12 protein-coding genes, 2 pseudogenes and 1 other annotated feature are annotated in these 17,892 nt (G+C 34.4%); of the genes and pseudogenes, 13 read left to right on the top strand and 1 reads right to left on the bottom strand.

Annotated features, from left to right (window positions below; all coding sequences use genetic code 11):
- Positions 1-295 precede the first annotated feature (295 nt).
- A pseudogene (locus H280_RS23745) lies at positions 296-798 on the bottom strand (IS6 family transposase); the annotation flags it as partial.
- A 177-nt stretch (positions 799-975) separates the two neighbouring features.
- Here H280_RS23745 and H280_RS0116330 point away from each other — a divergent pair.
- From H280_RS0116330 to H280_RS0116265, 13 genes and pseudogenes are all read left to right on the top strand, one after another.
- Positions 976-2,763, top strand: a complete 1,788-nt coding sequence (locus H280_RS0116330; RefSeq protein ID WP_231401791.1) for an ABC transporter ATP-binding protein — start codon at positions 976-978, stop codon at positions 2,761-2,763.
- A gap of 22 nt (positions 2,764-2,785) precedes the next feature.
- The gene (locus H280_RS0116325) at positions 2,786-3,316 is read left to right on the top strand and encodes a thioredoxin fold domain-containing protein (protein ID WP_020062210.1); all 531 of its coding nucleotides are present in this window, start codon (positions 2,786-2,788) and stop codon (positions 3,314-3,316) included.
- Positions 3,317-3,335: 19 nt separating this feature from the next.
- Positions 3,336-3,908 (top strand): MauE/DoxX family redox-associated membrane protein, encoded by a 573-nt coding sequence (locus tag H280_RS0116320; RefSeq protein ID WP_020062209.1) that lies wholly within the window; start codon positions 3,336-3,338, stop codon positions 3,906-3,908.
- Between the two features lie 33 nt (positions 3,909-3,941).
- Complete coding sequence (locus H280_RS0116315; RefSeq protein WP_020062208.1) at positions 3,942-4,499, top strand: TlpA family protein disulfide reductase; 558 nt, start codon at positions 3,942-3,944, stop codon at positions 4,497-4,499.
- Positions 4,500-5,530: 1,031 nt separating this feature from the next.
- Entirely contained in the window at positions 5,531-6,385 is an 855-nt protein-coding gene (locus H280_RS0116310; protein ID WP_020062207.1) for an Rpn family recombination-promoting nuclease/putative transposase, read from the top strand.
- 363 nt (positions 6,386-6,748) lie between these two features.
- Positions 6,749-7,369: a recombinase family protein gene (locus H280_RS0116305; RefSeq protein ID WP_020062206.1), complete on the top strand. Its 621-nt coding sequence runs from the start codon at positions 6,749-6,751 to the stop codon at positions 7,367-7,369.
- A gap of 187 nt (positions 7,370-7,556) precedes the next feature.
- Positions 7,557-7,772: a binding site (T-box leader), on the top strand.
- A gap of 80 nt (positions 7,773-7,852) precedes the next feature.
- On the top strand, positions 7,853-9,112 hold the full coding sequence (tyrS, locus tag H280_RS0116295) for a tyrosine--tRNA ligase (protein ID WP_020062204.1): 1,260 nt from the start codon (positions 7,853-7,855) through the stop codon (positions 9,110-9,112).
- A 249-nt stretch (positions 9,113-9,361) separates the two neighbouring features.
- A pseudogene (locus H280_RS0116290) lies at positions 9,362-9,607 on the top strand (IS4 family transposase); the annotation flags it as partial.
- A gap of 96 nt (positions 9,608-9,703) precedes the next feature.
- The gene (gene tdc, locus H280_RS0116285; protein WP_020062202.1) at positions 9,704-11,596 is read left to right on the top strand and encodes a tyrosine decarboxylase; all 1,893 of its coding nucleotides are present in this window, start codon (positions 9,704-9,706) and stop codon (positions 11,594-11,596) included.
- A 315-nt stretch (positions 11,597-11,911) separates the two neighbouring features.
- A complete protein-coding gene (gene nhaC, locus H280_RS0116280; protein WP_020062201.1) occupies positions 11,912-13,297 on the top strand; it encodes a Na+/H+ antiporter NhaC in 1,386 nt (461 codons plus the stop codon).
- A 100-nt stretch (positions 13,298-13,397) separates the two neighbouring features.
- A complete protein-coding gene (locus tag H280_RS0116275; RefSeq protein WP_020062200.1) occupies positions 13,398-14,447 on the top strand; it encodes a M42 family metallopeptidase in 1,050 nt (349 codons plus the stop codon).
- Positions 14,448-14,651: 204 nt separating this feature from the next.
- Positions 14,652-16,697, top strand: coding sequence for a glycoside hydrolase family 13 protein (locus H280_RS0116270; protein ID WP_020062199.1), 2,046 nt, complete (start codon positions 14,652-14,654; stop codon positions 16,695-16,697).
- A 314-nt stretch (positions 16,698-17,011) separates the two neighbouring features.
- Positions 17,012-17,779 carry a hypothetical protein gene (locus H280_RS0116265; RefSeq protein ID WP_020062198.1) on the top strand — a complete coding sequence of 256 codons (768 nt, stop codon included), beginning with the start codon at positions 17,012-17,014 and terminating at the stop codon, positions 17,777-17,779.
- Positions 17,780-17,892 lie beyond the last annotated feature (113 nt).

Here is a 17,892-nt window from a genome sequence, read left to right as displayed (position 1 = left end):
CTTTTTTTCCATTCTTGCTGACATCTTGAAAGAGCCTGCTAAGCACTGAAACAGGATGTTGGAAAGTACAAAAGAGTGCGGTGTGTAATTTTGTGAGATAGATTTGCACCATATAGGCATATTTCAATTCACTTATTTCCTTCCGTTGCTTCTCCCACAAAAGCCTCCGCATCTGGTATGTAGTACTTGCCACCAAACATAAGCGCAAGAGCTGGCCATATAAATGACACTGAAATCGTTCTAACTTCATTGGTTTGATTTCATGAATTTGAAAAATAGATTTCCATGTTTTAAACAGAATTTCCACTTGCCTTATTTGGATGCCCACAGGCATCTTTTTTCATTCTTCAACTCTTCAATTGCTCCAGGATAGGCGGGATTCTTATCAATAGTTATCACACGAGGTTGTGAAACATGAAAAGACCGCAAAGCTTTCTTGAAAAAGCGCTTTGCAGCCTTTGTGTCTCTTGTTTCACTGAGATAAAAATCAATCGTGTTTCCTTTGGAATTCACTGCACGATATAGATACATCCATTGACCTTTTACTTTGATATATGTTTCATCGACTCTCCAGGAGTCATTCGTTTGTTTAAGATAGCGCCGAATTCGTTTATCTAACTCAGGACCATATTGATGTACCCATCGCATAATGGTTGTGTGAGAAATAGATAAGCCTCGTTCTTCCATCATTTCCACTAAATCACGAAAGCTTAGGCTGTATCGTAAGTACCATCTGACTGTTAATATAATCACATCAGGCTGGTAATGTTTCCACTTAAATAAATTTTGCTTTTTCATACTGATCACGTCCTTTTGTAGCTTGATAATATCAGTATGTCCAAGTTTGATAGATTTTTTGCACCAGAACCGTTAAATGAATATTTACGTTATAGAAGAAGTAATGTAAAATATTGTATATATTGAGAATTTTTTATCTATTCTAATATTATTATAGGGGATGTTTGATTGAATAATATGTCATTATTTCTTTATTCTGCACGTATTTTTTGGAAGTCATGTAAAAATCATTTAATATTTTTAGTGTTTATTAGAGTTATAGAAGGTTTCATACCCGTTATTAACATTTTTCTTTTTGAGCGTTTAATAAATGAAGCAGCAAGATTTATAAATCATTCTGGTAACTTAGAACAAGTATTTGTATATTTAGCGTGTCAATTGGCCACCTTTCTACTTCAATATATTTTGGAACATCTCAGCATTATTAATGATAAATATATTAATCAAAAGATTGGTTTGCATATCAAAGAAACCACATTTAATAAAATGGAGAAGCTAGCATACATACATTTTGAAAATCCCGAATTCCAAAATAAACTTCAGATGATTAGTGGTATTGATCAGCGTATCGTAAATAATGTAACAAGTTCTTCTAACCTGTTAAAAGAATGTATAACACTAATCTCTATATTAGTTTATTTAATAAATATTCACTGGGTATTGGTAGTTATATTATTTGTTGGAATCATACCACTATTTATTATCGAAATAAAAAACGGATCATCTAAATATGAATTAATGAGATATTTAACGCCAGTAAATAGAGAAATGTATTACATATCTAATCTGTTATATAGAAGAGAGAGCGTTAAAGAGTTACGTTTATTTCAGATAACAAACTTTCTAATTAAAAAATGGCGTCAAAAATATCAAGAAAATAATCTGGAGGAGATAAATTTATTAAAGAAACAAACTGTTTGGTTATTTGCGTCAGAAATTATACTGGTGTTGGTATATGCGATAACAAGTGTTTTTCTCCTATACTTAATGAAATTAGGAAGAGTGTTAGTAGGATCATTAGTGGCAGTTTTACAAGCTATCCAAAACATCCAAGCCAGTTTAAATAGTCTAATTAGATCTATATCAAATATTTATGAGAATTTATTATATGTTAAGGAGTTCTCATCTTTTATCTCTTTACCTGAAATTGATGAGGCAGAAGATAAAGAAGATATTCATAGTATTCAAGAAATAAGTGTTCAACAACTAAGTTTTACCTATCCTAATCAACATATACAAACATTGAAAGATATTAATTTAAAAATTACGCCTGGTAAAAAGATTGCAATTATTGGAGAAAATGGCTCAGGAAAGACCACTTTAATAAAATGTTTAACAGGTTTATATGAAACAGATTCATCTATGATACATGTGAACGGTACGCCTTTAAATAAGATAGATTTGAACAAATATTTCAAAAAAATTTCCGTTCTATTTCAAGATTTTAATCGTTTTGAATTTACGGTAAGAGAAAATATAGGTTTTGGAAATCTAGAGAGTTTAGCCGATACAGAAAAATTAAAAGAAGTAATAAAAAGGGTTGGGTTAGAAAACTACATTAAAAATCTACCTAATCAATATGATTCAAGATTGGGAAGATTTTTCGATGGAGGAAACGAACTTTCAGGAGGCCAATGGCAAAAGATTGCGATAGCTAGATGTTTATATAGAGAGTGTGATCTTATAGTATTGGATGAACCAACATCTGCCCTTGATCCAAAATCGGAAGTGGAAATTATGGAGGGATTTTTTCAATATTCCAGTGATAAAGCTGTCATATTTATTACTCATCGTCTTGGGGCAGCATGGTTAGCTGATGAAATTATTGTACTGGAACGAGGAAGAATTGCTGAACGAGGGACACATCAGGAACTCTTGCATTTAGAGGGTATATATAAAGAGTTATTTGTTTCTCAATCAAAATGGTATATGGAACATAAAGAATTGGCAAAGAGTAGTCTTTAAATATTTAAAAAGGGGGAGTATGATGTCGATACTTTTAATGTTTATTTGTGTTTGGTTATTACTATTGTGCATTGTATTGGGGCAGATACATTTTTTCAAAAAGGAAATAGATTTACTTCCATTAATAGAGAGTGGGAATTTTAGCTTTAAGGATAATAATCTTATCGGAGTAAATATGAAAAGATATTTCTTAGAAAACCATTTGAATTTTGAAGATATAACTATAGTTGCATTTACGTCAACTACATGTCCTTTTTGTAAACAAGCATTAATAGAAATGATTGAGGAGAATAACGGTATCTATAAAATACCTCTAATAAATATTGAAAAGATATTTGAATTGCCAGATGATAATAAAGGAAACACAGATTATAAAGATATTGTAAAGATACAGGAAAATGAGAGCTTTTTTACTTCCTTAGATATAGACACTTTTCCAACATTCACTCTAATTGATAATAAAGGAACAATAATATATCAAAATTCGTATTATAAGGGAATATTTTCACATTATGAAAAGATAAGAAATATTAAGGAGGATAAAATTATTTAAAAATACGAGGTGAATAAAAATGATTTCTTTGTTTTTTATGATGAAAATTGGACTTGCGACTTTATTTATTAGTACCGGCATTGATAAAATTAAAAAATTTAGTATCCATCAATTGATTATAAAAGAATATCGGATTATTCCTGAGAATCAAATTAGGTTATTTACTATTATAGAAATTTTTGCAGAAATATTTATAAGTATATGTTTGTTTATAGGATTGTTTCATACATTTACTCTAATTTGTGCAGCACTACTACTTCTTGTATACTCTGTTGCTATTTTAGTGAACTTACTTAGAGGAAGAAAGGAAATATCTTGTGGATGTGGTGGTGTATTAGGAAATCATAAATTATCATGGATGTTAGTTGTTAGGAATCTTTGTATTGGTGCTGTTTCAGTAATCTTATTAATGTATCCGTTATCATTAGGGAGCTTAGATCATTTATTAAAAACTAAGCAATTTGTGTTTGATATCTTTAACTTTCAGTACTTTACTTTAGTATTTACTAGTTGGATAGTTATATTAATAGGAATAAATATGATACAACTATATAATATTTCCTTACGAATAGACCGTTTAACAAAAAATTGAGTTAGTTCAAATTATCAGGAGAGGACTTAAAAAATGAGTGAAAAATGGTATGTCGTTTCTAATATCACATTGTGGATTGTTGTTATTTTACAAACTATATTAATACTATATCTGGGTAGGCTAGTTGGAAAATTTTTAAATCGTTTTCGGATTCGCGAGAATAAACAAATAGAAGAAAAATCTTTGGAAGTTGGACAAAAGGTACCGATGTTTCAAAAGAACTCTATGGAAGGCAAAACACTAGTAGTGCCATCAGATGCATATGAATACACTTTGCTTTTATTTGTAAGTAATACATGTTCGAGTTGCAAAGAACTATTTAAGAAGATGCCTGATGTTATAAATAAATATGATATTAATTATATCTTTGTTTCTAGTGAAATATTAGATAGTAACATGATGCAAAGCATTTTAAATGCGCATTTTATAGTTAGTGCAGATATAGTTGAGGATTTCTTTGTGAATACCTCTCCATATATATTATTAATAGACAAGTTAGGGGAAATTAAACATATTGCAGATTTATCAAATTTTAGTGAATTAATAACGAAACTAGATATTGTTTTAGAACAAGAACTGGTTAATGTGTGATATAGAACAAATCTACTAATTTTTTTCTGATTATTCAGAACCATATTGACACTTGCGGAAAATGAATGTATCCTAAAGTTATTATTTGTAATTAAATGTAATAGGAGGGATAAAATGTTAAAGAGATTTCTAGGTATAGCACCATTAAGAGCTATATGCTCTTGTACTGTTGAAAGGTATTCTTGTGAGGGTGGAAGAGAAGTATATCGCTATTATGATTGTTCAGTAAATGAGTTATGTGGGATTACTCGTACAAAATATCCATGCTAATCTGTTAGATAATTGTTTTAATATTTTTTAATGAGAGGATGATTAAAATGTTAAAGAAAATATTAGGAATAAGTAATAAAGCAGCAGGCTGCGCATGTGTAAGGTCTCATTATGAGTGCGATAGTAGAGGACGCGTTTATGATGTATATTTAGATTGCAAAGGTAATGTATGTAAGAGAGTTAGCACTCCGATGATGTGTAATTAATATTTAGAAGTCTAAGTCTATCAACTTAAGGATTTGGACTATTCTTGAAGTTAAAAGCACGTTACCATTCTCTTATATTAATGAGAAAGGATGACGTGCTTTTTACAAGTTATTTAATTCTAAAAAAATCGAATTTAGTTATCTTTCTTATCAAGATCATTAGAAATTTTATTTAAGATTAAAATGTACCCTATAGAATAGACACTTTGAAAAAAAGTCTGTTCTATAGGGTATTTCTGTTTCTGGTAAAGTATTTTTGCACCAGAACCCTTTTTACAAATATTTAACAGTCAATTTTACAAATTACAAAAGGTCATGAACTGAACTTTACTTTTTATAAAGAACATATTGTAACTTTAGAACATAATTTGCGTAGTTTTTAAATGATAAATTGCATATAAATTGGGATTTTGAAGCGAATCTACAAAACTGTTTTACGGAGTTAGATGTATACTGTGATGAATTGGAGCTACAATGGTAAAAGTAACATTTGCTTATACAAAGAATTACATTATAAAATAATAAGAAGAAAAGAAAGACAGGGAGAGGAAACCCATGTCCACAAAATTAGTAAATTTACGAATTGATTTCGCTTTTAAACAGTTATTCGGAACGAAGGGAAATGAAGAAATTTTAACCGGATTTTTGAATGCTATTTTAGAGGAATCTTTAGATGCACCTATTACATCTCTACAATTAGAAGATCCACATCTTCATAAATCTTATGAAGATGATAAGTTATCCATATTAGACTTATTAGCAACATTAGAAAATGGAACGCAAGTGAATATAGAAATCCAACTTCGTAATACTCATGATATGGTGAAACGCTCTTTATATTACTGGAGTAAGCTTTATACATCCCAAATGCAAGAAGGGATGCCGTATCGTTCACTTCGGAAAACAATTACCATTAACTTATTAGATTTTATATTATTTTCCCAAGATGATTCTATTCACACCATAGGACAATTATGGAATAGCAAAAAGCAACAGATACTAAGTGATGATATTGAAATTCATTTTGTGGAAATTCCAAAATTGGTCAAACAATGGCGTGAAGAAAAAGTAAATCCATGGGAAAATGTATTTGTTCGCTGGATGTTATTGCTACCAGCACATGAAGATGAACATTTAACTCAAACATTGGAGGAGATCGCAATGAATCAAGATCCAATTTTGCAAAAGGCAATGAATAAATGGGAAAATATGAGCCATGACTCTTCTTTCCGAACAGCTTATGAAGCTCGTGAAAAGTTACTTCTAGATGAACAAGCTAAGTTAGCTCATGCTCGTGAAGAAGGGAAAATCCAACTAATTCGTGGTATGCACAAAAATGGCATGCCTTTAGAAGACATTGCAAAATTCACAGGTTTCAGTATAGAAGAAATACGAAAATTATTATTATAATTACATGTCATTACAAAAGCTTTGTGGAAAATCTCGCAAAGCTTTTTATATATAATCATCTTGCTTGATATTTTTGTAGAGTTTTTGTAAAAACATAAATTTGTAAGTGGATCCAAAGAGAAGGAATCGTTGCTGTATCTCAATAAAACAAACTATTAGGGGTCACCATACATGCCCATCAACTTAAGAAATTAATTGTTCCCTAAAACGAAATTATCCCTGTATGCAATTTATCATTTAAAAACTACGCAAATTATCTCCTAAAGTTACACTATAAATATCGATTTCTTCTTTTACAGACATCTGTATATTCTGTGTACCTTTACAGATGGAATTGGTGTAATTACCAGTGAGGTGTAGTGTATGAAACATAAAAAATTTGGATATGTACGAGTTTCGAGTAAAGATCAAAATGAAGAACGGCAAATTCAGAATATGAAGGATTTAGGGATAGAAGATCGGGACATTTTCATTGATAAAGAATCTGGGAAAAATATGGAGCGAGAGAATTATCAAATGTTAAAACGCCTTGTTCGTACAGGAGACACGATTGTATTTGACTCCTTAACAAGACTTGGAAGAAATATGAACGATACATTAGAAGAGTTTAGATACTATGAAAAGCACAAAGTGAATTTACAATTTATAAAGGAACCATATATTAACGTCAATTACACCGGAGAAAGTACAAATGACGTCATTCAGAGCGCGATTCAAAAAGCGACACTTACAATATTATCAGCATTTGCAGAAAAAGAGCGCATTGATATTAAACAACGTCAAGCTGAAGGAATTGCTCTTGCCAGGAAGAAAGGTAAACATTTAGGACGTCCACCTGTCGAAATAACAGAAGAATTTATGGATGCTTACAAGGAATGGAAATCTGGTTCAATTACAGCTGTAGGAGCTATGAAAAAGTATGGCATCAAACGTTCTTCTTTTTATAAGCTTGCTAAACAATATGAGGAAAAAATAAAAGGATAGTTTGTCTTATTAACGTTTTCTTAAAAAGAACTTGTAGTGATTGCTACAAGTTCTTTTTGTTAAATTTCATTTTGTTTTCATTCTTAAGTTGATGGGCATGGGGTTTTTATGTCGTTTTTTAAAAATATTTTTGTATATAATTGACAATAAAATGTTAATTTACTATAATTGGCTGTAATTTAACATTTCAAATACGATGAAAAAGCCCAGTAGCAGTTTGTCACTGTTATCGAGAAAGCTAGGGGTTGCTGGAACCTAGCACAAACAAACTTGTGAATTACACTTTGGAGTATCTTAGGTAATGCTAAGCGGAGTGGCAATCGATATTATTGCCAAGAGTGGTATGAATAGTAATGCTATTTATGCAATCTGGGTGGTAACACGGTTAAAGATCGTCCCTATGTCGAGTGTAGACATAGGGACTTTTTTATTGCTAAGAATTTAAAGTAAACAATATTTACAAATTAAAGGAGCTGGAAAGATATGAATATTATTGATGAATTAGAATGGCGCGATGCTATCAATCAGCAAACAGATGCAGAAGGATTGCGTAAACTAGTAGAAGAGAAAAAGATTTCTTTGTACTGTGGTGTAGATCCAACAGGTGATAGCATGCATATTGGACATTTAATTCCGTTTATGATGATGAAGCGCTTCCAATTAGCTGGGCATCATCCAGTTATTTTAATTGGCGGGGCAACGGGGACAATCGGTGATCCAAGTGGACGTCAAACAGAAAGACAGCTTCAAACGTTAGAACAAGTACAGCATAATGTCGAAGCGTTAACAGCGCAAATGCAGAAGCTATTTGATTTTGGTGGGAATAGCGAAGTGAAAATGGTAAATAACTACGATTGGACACATCAAATAAGTATCCTTGAGTTTTTACGCGATTACGGTAAAAACTTCGGCATTAATAGTATGTTGGCAAAAGATATTGTAGCAAGCCGTTTAGATACAGGGATTTCATTTACAGAATTCACATACCAAATTCTCCAAGCGATGGATTTCCATCACTTATACAAAGAGGAAGACGTACAACTGCAAATTGGTGGTAGTGACCAATGGGGAAATATTACTAGTGGTTTAGATTTAATCCGTAAGAAAGAAGGACCGGATGCAAAAGTCTTTGGATTAACCATTCCACTACTCTTAAAATCAGACGGTACGAAATTTGGGAAAACAGCTGGAGGCGCAGTTTGGTTGGATCCTGAAAAGACAACACCATTTGAATTTTACCAGTTCTGGGTGAACACAGATGATCGTGATGTCATTAAATACTTAAAATTCTTCACGTTCTTAACAAAAGATAGAATTGATGAATTAGCAGGTAAAGTTCAAACTGAGCCTCATAAGCGTGAAGCACAAAAAGTATTAGCAGAAGAAATGACGAAATTTGTTCATGGTGAGAACGCATTCTTGCAAGCAGTAAAAATTACAGAAGCATTATTTAGCGGGGATATAAAGTCATTAACTGCGGATGAAATTGAACAAGGCTTTAAAGATATGCCGACTTTCTCCGCTACAAAGGAAACGAAAAATATTGTTGAGTGGTTAGTAGACTTAGGAATTGAACCTTCTAAACGCCAAGCAAGGGAAGATATTAATAACGGGGCTATTTTGATGAATGGAGACAAAGTAACGGATGTAAATACAGATGTTACGGTAGAGAATTCATTCGATGGAAGATTTATTATTATCCGTAAAGGGAAAAAGAAATACAGCTTGGTGAAGTTGGGATAATAGAAAATAAATTCGTTATTGCTAGATTTGGAAAACATAAAAGCCCTTTTCTTTTTCGGTGGGCGAGAGCAAGCCAGTAGTGGTCATGATGTATTCTGTATAGCTGGGATTTATATGATTTTTAAAATAATAATTTAGTACAAGGGGTAGCGCTATATACCTATCAAGCTAATTTCCATATGTGTCCCCTATATGCCTAAAAAACGCTATCCTTTTAGTAGAGTAATTGATAAGGATAGCGTTTTTTTTATGTCTATTTCTGTATCTGATGAATTACAACTATTTGCTCAAGAAATTCAAAGATGCTTATCCCAAAATATCTTACAAGATCTTGCTAGAGATATTGGTTTTGTGCAACGAACCAGTAAGTACCAGGCAAGAGATTTAGTCGCTTTATGTGTATGGATGAGCCAAAATGTTGCTGCTACTTCTTTAACTCAGTTATCTAGCTGTTTAGAAACATCACCAGAAGTGCTCATCAGTCCTGAAGGAATAATGAATAAAGGAGCACGCTCAAATAATTTTTTGGTAAAATATTGATTTTCATATATTTGGATAATACAATTGTAAGAAAAGGAAGTGGAATGGTAAATGAAGTATGAAATGCCTAATATTAACTTAAAAGCATTATTCTTAGGAGATAAAGGAGAAAATGTAGATTTATTTAAAGAGTTATTATTAAAAATGGTAGATGAGCATGTTGGCTGGAGACAAAATTATATGCCTCAAGATTTACCTGTTATTACACCTCAAGATAGAAGTTCGAAAAGTTTCCAGGAAACTGCAGATCATGTTCGCAGTGTGTTTAATGTATTATCTTCTAAATTACGTACAAACTCTTTACCTTGGCATACTGCTGGCCGCTTTTGGGGACACATGAACTCTGAAACATTAATGCCGTCAATCATTGCGTATACAGCTGCAATGTTATGGAATGGGAATAACGTAGCATATGAATCTTCACCAGCTACTTCTCAAATGGAAGAAGAAGTTGGACATGAATTTGCGGCACTGATGAGCTATACACCAGGTGAAAGCTGGGGGCATATTTGTGCAGATGGTTCCATCGCGAACTTAGAAGGCCTATGGTATGCACGTAATATGAAGTCTTTACCACTAGCGATTAAAGAAGTAGCTCCTGAATTCGTTGCAGGTAAGTCTGAATGGGAATTACTGAATATGTCTACAGAAGAAATTTTAGATGTTTTAGATGAAATTCCAGAAAAAATGGATGAAATTAAAGCTCATTCTGCACGTAGCGGTAAACATTTGCAAAAATTAGGTAAATGGTTGATCCCGCAAACGAAGCATTATTCTTGGTTAAAAGCTGCTGATATTATCGGTGTGGGTCTTGATTGTGTAGAGCAGATCGATGTTGATGACAACTATCGTATGGATATTCATAAATTAGAAGAAAAAATTCGTGAACTAGCAGAGAAGCAGATTCCTATTCTTGGTGTTGTTGGGGTTATCGGTACGACAGAAGAAGGACAAATAGATCGTATTGATAAAATGATAGAACTTCGTGAAAAATTAGCAGAAGAAGGTATCTATTTCTATATTCATATAGACGCTGCTTACGGTGGTTATGCTCGCTCTATTTTCTTAGATGAACGTAACGAATTTATCGAATGGGATCAATTAGAAGAGGTGTACGAAAAACACAACATCTTTACTGAAAAGTGTGAATGGTTAACAGAAGAAATCTATCATTCATTTAAAGCAATGAACCAAGCAGAAACGATTACAATTGACCCTCATAAGATGGGATATATTCCTTACTCTGCGGGCGGTATTGTCATTAAAGACACTAGAATGCGTGATGTCATTTCTTACTTTGCAACTTATGTATTTGAAAAAGGTGCAGATATTCCAGCATTACTAGGTGCATATATGTTAGAAGGTTCTAAAGCAGGTGCAACTGCAGCAGCAGTTTGGGCAGCACATAAAGTCTTGCCACTAAATGTAACTGGTTATGGTAAATTAATTGGTGCAAGTATTGAAGGGGCTTATCGTTTCTATGATTACTTAACTGGAAAAGAATTTAAAGTGGGAGATAAAACAATTCGCGTATACCCATTAACAAAACCTGATTTTAATATGGTTGATTACGTATTTAACGAAGAAGGTAACAGAGACTTAGAAAAGATGAACAAATTAAATCACGATTTCTTTGAGCAAGCTTCGTATGTGAAAGGCGGATTATACAATAATGAGTTTATTACATCGCATACCGACTTTGCTGTCCCTGACTATGGGAACAGTCCACTTTCATTTGTGAAGAGTCTCGGATTTAGTGAAGCAGAATGGGATCGTGAAGAGAAAATAACAGTATTACGTGCTTGCGCATTATCTCCATATGCTCATGACAAGGACGTGTTTGAAGAATATGCTTTTAAATTGGAAAAAGCGATTCAAGATAAACTTGAAACAATCTATAAATGTAGTGAAAGAAGTTTAGTAGAAACTCGTTCTTATATATAAATACAAATTGAAAAACTAACATAAAAACCCTTTTCTTTTTCGGTGAGCGAGAACAACTGGCCATGCATAGAGGCGGTCAGTTCCTTTTCCTGCCACGTGCAAAGTTTAAAACAAAGATAGACAGCAAGTAGCGGCCATGTTTTGTTCTGCATAGCAGCGACTTATATGTTAAAAAGTCAACTTGGATTTATATAGTAGGGAGTTGCTGTTTGTATTGATTTTCGTTTCATATCGTGTTTAGATATTTCATGTGCAATTATTCACAAAAAAATATAGTTGTTCTTTAACAATTAACCGAATAAGGAGTTTATTCAAATGAAAAGAGATGTAACACTAAAAGAAAGTGCCTTTCTTTTAGTTGTGTTATTGACGATTATCGGGACTTGTATTATAGGTTTTAATTTACCTCCTCAAGTGCCTATTTTAATCACTATAGGAATTGTTATATTATTTGCCAAAATGAAAGGTTTTTCTTGGGATGCAATTCATAAAGGGATTCAAAATGGAATTTTACCAGGATTAATTCCGATCATTATCTTTATGTTAATCGGAATTTTAATCAGTGTTTGGATAGTGGCAGGAACAATTCCAACCATTATGATTTACGGATTTAAAATTTTATCCGCAAAATTCTTTTTACCCTCTGTTTTTGTTATATGTGCCCTTGTAGGGATCATGGTGGGAAGTTCTTTTACAACGATTTCAACTGTGGGCATTGCATTCTTAGGAATGGGACAAATAATGGGCTTGGATCCAGCGATAGTAGCAGGTGCCATTATATCAGGTGCTTTTTTAGGAAATAACATTTCTCCATTATCTGATACAGCGAATTTAGCGGCTGCGATTGCGGAAGTAGATTTATTTGAACATATTCGTAGTATGATGCGGACAATTATTCCAGCGTCTGTTATAACTCTTATCTTTTTCTTATTTGTCGGACACGGGTCATCGGTATCAGGAGGAAATAAAATTGATGAGTTAGTTCATACTCTCCATTCCTCTTTTACGATTTCAGTTTTTACACTAATCCCAGTATTAGTATTGTTTTTCTGTGCAAGAAAGAAAGTACCAGCGATTCCAACGTTATTACTTAGTATCGCAATTACAATTGTAATTTGTTATATGTACCACCCGCAGACTAGCTTCGGGCAAATTGCTTCTTTTATGCAAGATGGATTTGTTTCTAAAACGGGTGTAAAGAACGTAGATATGCTACTTACTCGCGGCGGAATGCAAAGCATGATGTGGTCTGTTTCTCTTATTCTTCTTGCTTTAGCATTAGGTGGACTATTAGTAGAAGTAAAAATTATTGAAACGCTAATCTCTAAAATTTCAGGCATGGTAAGTACGAAAGGAAATTTAATACTTATGACTGCATTAAGTTCAATTGGTATTAATGTTCTTTTAGGTGAGCAGTATTTATCGGTTATCTTACCAGGTGAAGCATTCAAATCACAATTTGAGGCAATTCATTTAGATCGAAAAAATCTTTCAGGAATTTTAGCGAATGCCGGAGCTGCGGTTAATCCATTGATTCCATGGGGAGTGAGTGGTGTATTTATTACAGGAACACTTGGTGTATCTACGTTGCAATATTTACCGTTTGCTATATTTTGTTTAGTAATTCCAGTCATTCATGTTACTTTAGGATTTATTGGAAATGGGAAACAGCAAGTAAACGAGTATCGAAAAGTTAGTTAGGCGTAAAGGGCATCGCAATTAGTGCGATGTCCTTTATTTCTATTTCGTTGTTTTTCTATTATACTGAAAATTAGAAAGATAAAAGAGAGGGGAAAAACATATGGTACATAACGTAAAAGACACAATGGAGCTTATTAAGCAACTCGTTTCAATCCCAAGTCCATCTGGAAATACGAATACAATTATTCGTTTTATTGAGGACCACGTAAAAGAATGGAATGTAGAAACGAAGCGCAACAATAAAGGCGGCCTCATTATAACGGTGAAAGGGGAAGACGATACGAAACAACGTCTCCTTACTGCTCACGTGGATACGTTAGGCGCAATGGTAAAAGAAATTAAAGCGGACGGACGCCTGCGATTATCGATGATTGGCGGATTTCGTTGGAATGCGGTAGAAGGAGAATATTGCGAAATCGAAACGGCGAGCGGTAAAACGTATACTGGTACAATTTTAATCCATCAAACGTCCGTACACGTATACAAAAATGCTGGAGAAGCAAAGCGTGACGAACAAAACATTGAAATTCGTATTGACGAGCGTGTATCTTCACCAGAAGAAGTACGTGAACTTGGCATCGAAGTAGGGGATTTCGTATCATTTGATCCGCGTGTTCAAATGACAGACAGTGGCTACATCAAATCTCGTCACTTAGATGACAAAGCAAGCGTAGCAATCTTACTGCAATTGATTAAAAGATTACAAGATGAAAATATGAAACTACCATATACAACCCATTTCTTAATCTCTAATAATGAAGAAATCGGTTATGGCGGTAACTCGAATATTCCAGAAGAAACAGTAGAATATCTTGCGGTGGATATGGGGGCACTTGGCGATGGCCAAGCATCAGATGAATACACTGTATCAATCTGTGCGAAAGACGGAAGTGGTCCATACCACTATGCAATGCGCAAACATTTAGTAGAACTTGCGAAAGCAAACAATATTGAATGTAAAGTGGACATCTATCCATTCTACGCCTCTGACGCAACAGCGGCAATCCGCGCCGGAGCAGATGTGAAGCATGGATTAATTGGCCCTGGCATTGATGCGTCTCACGCTTATGAGCGTACACATGAAACATCAATTGCGCATACAGAGGCACTTATTTATGCGTATGTACAATCAGAGTTAGTAGAAGAATAAGGGGTAAAGAAGAGCTGATCCTTTGATGGGGATTGGCTCTTTTTGTTTTAACTTCGCATGGCCAGACGCTCTCGTCCATCTAAAAAGAAAAGGGTTTTTTATGTTAGTTTTTAATTTGTATTTATATATTTAAAAAATTCATTTACTTTTAATAGATTCCTTATATAATAAAGTGAAAGCACTTACATTTATAGGAGGTTTGTGATGAGAAAAGTAAAGAAAGCTAGAAAAGTGCGCTCGATTATGCAAACGATTGCATTATCGACACTTGTTTTAGGAACATCCTTACTGTATACGCCTGGTACATCATCGGCCCATGCTGCTACTACTGATAATAATGTCGAGTGGAATGGTTTATTTCATGATCAAGGTCCTGTTTATGATAGCGCGCCAGAACCGACATCTGTTCAAACTGTGACGCTAAAATTCCGGACGTTTAAAGGGGATACTACTGGTGTTAATATAAAGTACTATGATACTGCTGACGGATCGTTCCGTGTCATTCCGATGTCGTGGGTTTCCGGCGATTCTACAGGAACGTTTGATTATTGGCAAGGAACAATCCCTGCTAGTTCTTCACGAAAATATTATCGTTTTCAAATTACTGATGGTGCTTCTTCTGTTTGGTATAATGCGAACGGTCCTTCTAGATCTGAACCATCATCAGGCGATTTTTATATTATCCCGAATTTTAAAACGCCAGATTGGATGAAGAATGGTGTGATGTATCAGATTTTCCCTGACCGCTTTTATAATGGTGATTCATCGAATGATGTGCAAACGAATGCATACACGTATGACGGCGCATCAACTGAGAAAAAAGCTTGGGGGAGCAGTGTCTATGCTGATCCTGGTCATACGAACAACCTTGTGTTCTTCGGCGGTGATTTGGCGGGAGTCAATCAGAAGCTCGGCTACATTAAGCAAACGCTGGGAGCTAACATTATTTATTTAAATCCGATTTTTAAATCTCCTTCTAACCATAAGTATGATACACAGGATTATAGGACTGTGGACCCTGCATTTGGAACAAACGAAACTTTGCAAACGCTATCATCGAATATTCATAGCACAGCAAACGGGGAAAAAGGATATTTAGTATTAGATGGTGTCTTTAACCATACCGGAGACACTCATCCATGGTTTGATAAGTACAATCAATCTTCCTCTTTAGGAGCTTTTGAGTCTCAATCGAGCCAATGGTCTAATTATTATACATTCCAGTCTTGGCCAAATACATATGCTAGCTTTTTAGGATTCAACAGTTTGCCTAAGCTAGATTATGGAGCGAGTGGGTCACCAGTAAGAAATCAAATCTATAATAATAGTGATTCCATAGCAAAAACGTATTTAAAAGCACCGTATAACATTGATGGTTGGCGATTAGATGCACCTCAATATACAGATGCGGGCGGTGCAGATGCTGGTGGAGGAAATGGTGGTAGTTTGGTGAATCACCAAATTTGGTCTGAGTTCCGAAATGCCGTGAAGTCTGTAAACGAGAATGCAGCAATATTTGGAGAGTACTGGGGAAATGCAAATTCTTGGACAGGTCAAGGGAACCAATGGGATAGTACAACAAACTTTGATGGATTTACACAACCAGTGTCCCAGTGGATCACAGGAAAAGATTTCAGCAACAATGCAGCTTCCATATCTACTTCTCAGTTTGACAGCTGGTTAAAAGGGACGCGCGCGAATTATCCAGCAAACGTGCAGCAAGCGATGAGTAATCACTTATCAAATCACGATATTTCACGCTTTGGCGAACGTGCGGGCGGCGATATTTGGAAGACATATTTAGCACTTATTTTCCAAATGACTTATGTTGGTACGCCAACAATTTATTACGGAGATGAATATGGCATGATGGGCGGTGCTGATCCTGACAACCGCCGTACATTTGACTGGTCACAAGGGACTGCTTCCAATCGTGCTGTAGCTTTAACACAAAAACTCATCAGCATTCGTGATCAATATCCAGCGTTAAGAACAGGTTCGTTCATGACGCTACAAACAGATGATACAAATAAAATCTATTCTTATGGACGTTTTGACACAACAAACAGAATTGCAGTCGCACTTAACAATGATTCTGTCGGTCATAGCGTAACGGTTCCTGTATGGCAGCTCAGCATGCAAAATGGCAGTGTTGTAACAGACAAACTGACTGGTAAAACGTACACAGTACAGAATGGAACTGTTACTCTTACAGTCGATGGACATTACGGTGCGATTTTAGTGCAGTAAATTGTATAACTAACAGGAGCGCTCTGAAATTAGGGCGCTTTTATTTTATTAGCCGATTCTCATCCAACAAACAATCGACCAGTACAGCCAATCAATGAACGATCAATTTCGAAATCTTAAAGTGTTTTTGAAACAAGCAAAGGATTCCTCGGTGAAATCGAGGAACCCTTTGCTATTTTTGTGTAAAATTCATATGGCGAAGAAGTGAATGTATCAATATGCAATTTTGCATATATTCTCGAATCTATCTACATCCTTAAAACTAGATGCTAAGATGATACAGATATGTAGAAAAAAGAAGGAGGAATTCAGATATGTTTGTTAAAAGAAAACTACCTATACTTACGTTCTTATTATTCTTATTTAGTTTGATTGTAACTGTTTTTCCTACAAACTCTGCTTATGCAGCTGAGGACAATCGTATACTTGATATTTATGGAGATCCAGTCACCAAAAATAAAGATTACATCCTAGTAGATAAATATTTGTGGGTGACAGGTATTCCTTTTGAAAAACGAGTGGCACCTGTAGGTCAGAATAGACTTGGAGTAACTTATGAGAAGTTTGCGGGTTGGCATTATGTAATTCAATATAAAAATTCATCTTATTACGGTGATGCTGAAAAGCATAAGGATACAAAAGGTAATGAGTATTACGGTACACCTATCAATTTTGAAGCACCGCCTGGAGTAGAGAGTGATGGATATATAAGAAATAATACGCCAATTACAATGTCAATGTGGATTGGAGGACCAAATGCTGATGCAGGAGGAACAAAAAAATATGTAAATGCGGGCAATCGAAGCTGGATTTATTTTAGTGACCAATCAAAAAGCACGTTAACAGTTAAGAAAAAAAATTCGAAGGAAATAGACTTAGTAACAGGTAAAACGGATTATCTGAGAGATAAACTTGGTAGACCTACCGATTGGTATAATGCAGATCCGCAGCAATCTAGTTATGGAGTTATCACAACTTTCCAGCTAGAAACTTCAGAGCAAGCATTTGCAAATCAAGATAAATTGTGGGGAATATCTGCCCCTGAAGATTACGCTGGCTATGAATTAGTACCTTTACCATAAACGATATGCAACAAACAAAAAAGCGAAGAATAATAAATATTCCTCGCTTTTTTTATAATGAAATTCTAGGTGGAAGCGATGCTATGTATGGAGTAGCATCGCTTTTGCTATTG

The sequence above is a fragment of the Bacillus sp. 123MFChir2 genome (assembly GCF_000383235.1).
Lineage (GTDB): Bacteria > Bacillota > Bacilli > Bacillales > Bacillaceae_G > Bacillus_A.
This window is presented reverse-complemented; position numbering and strand designations above follow the sequence as displayed.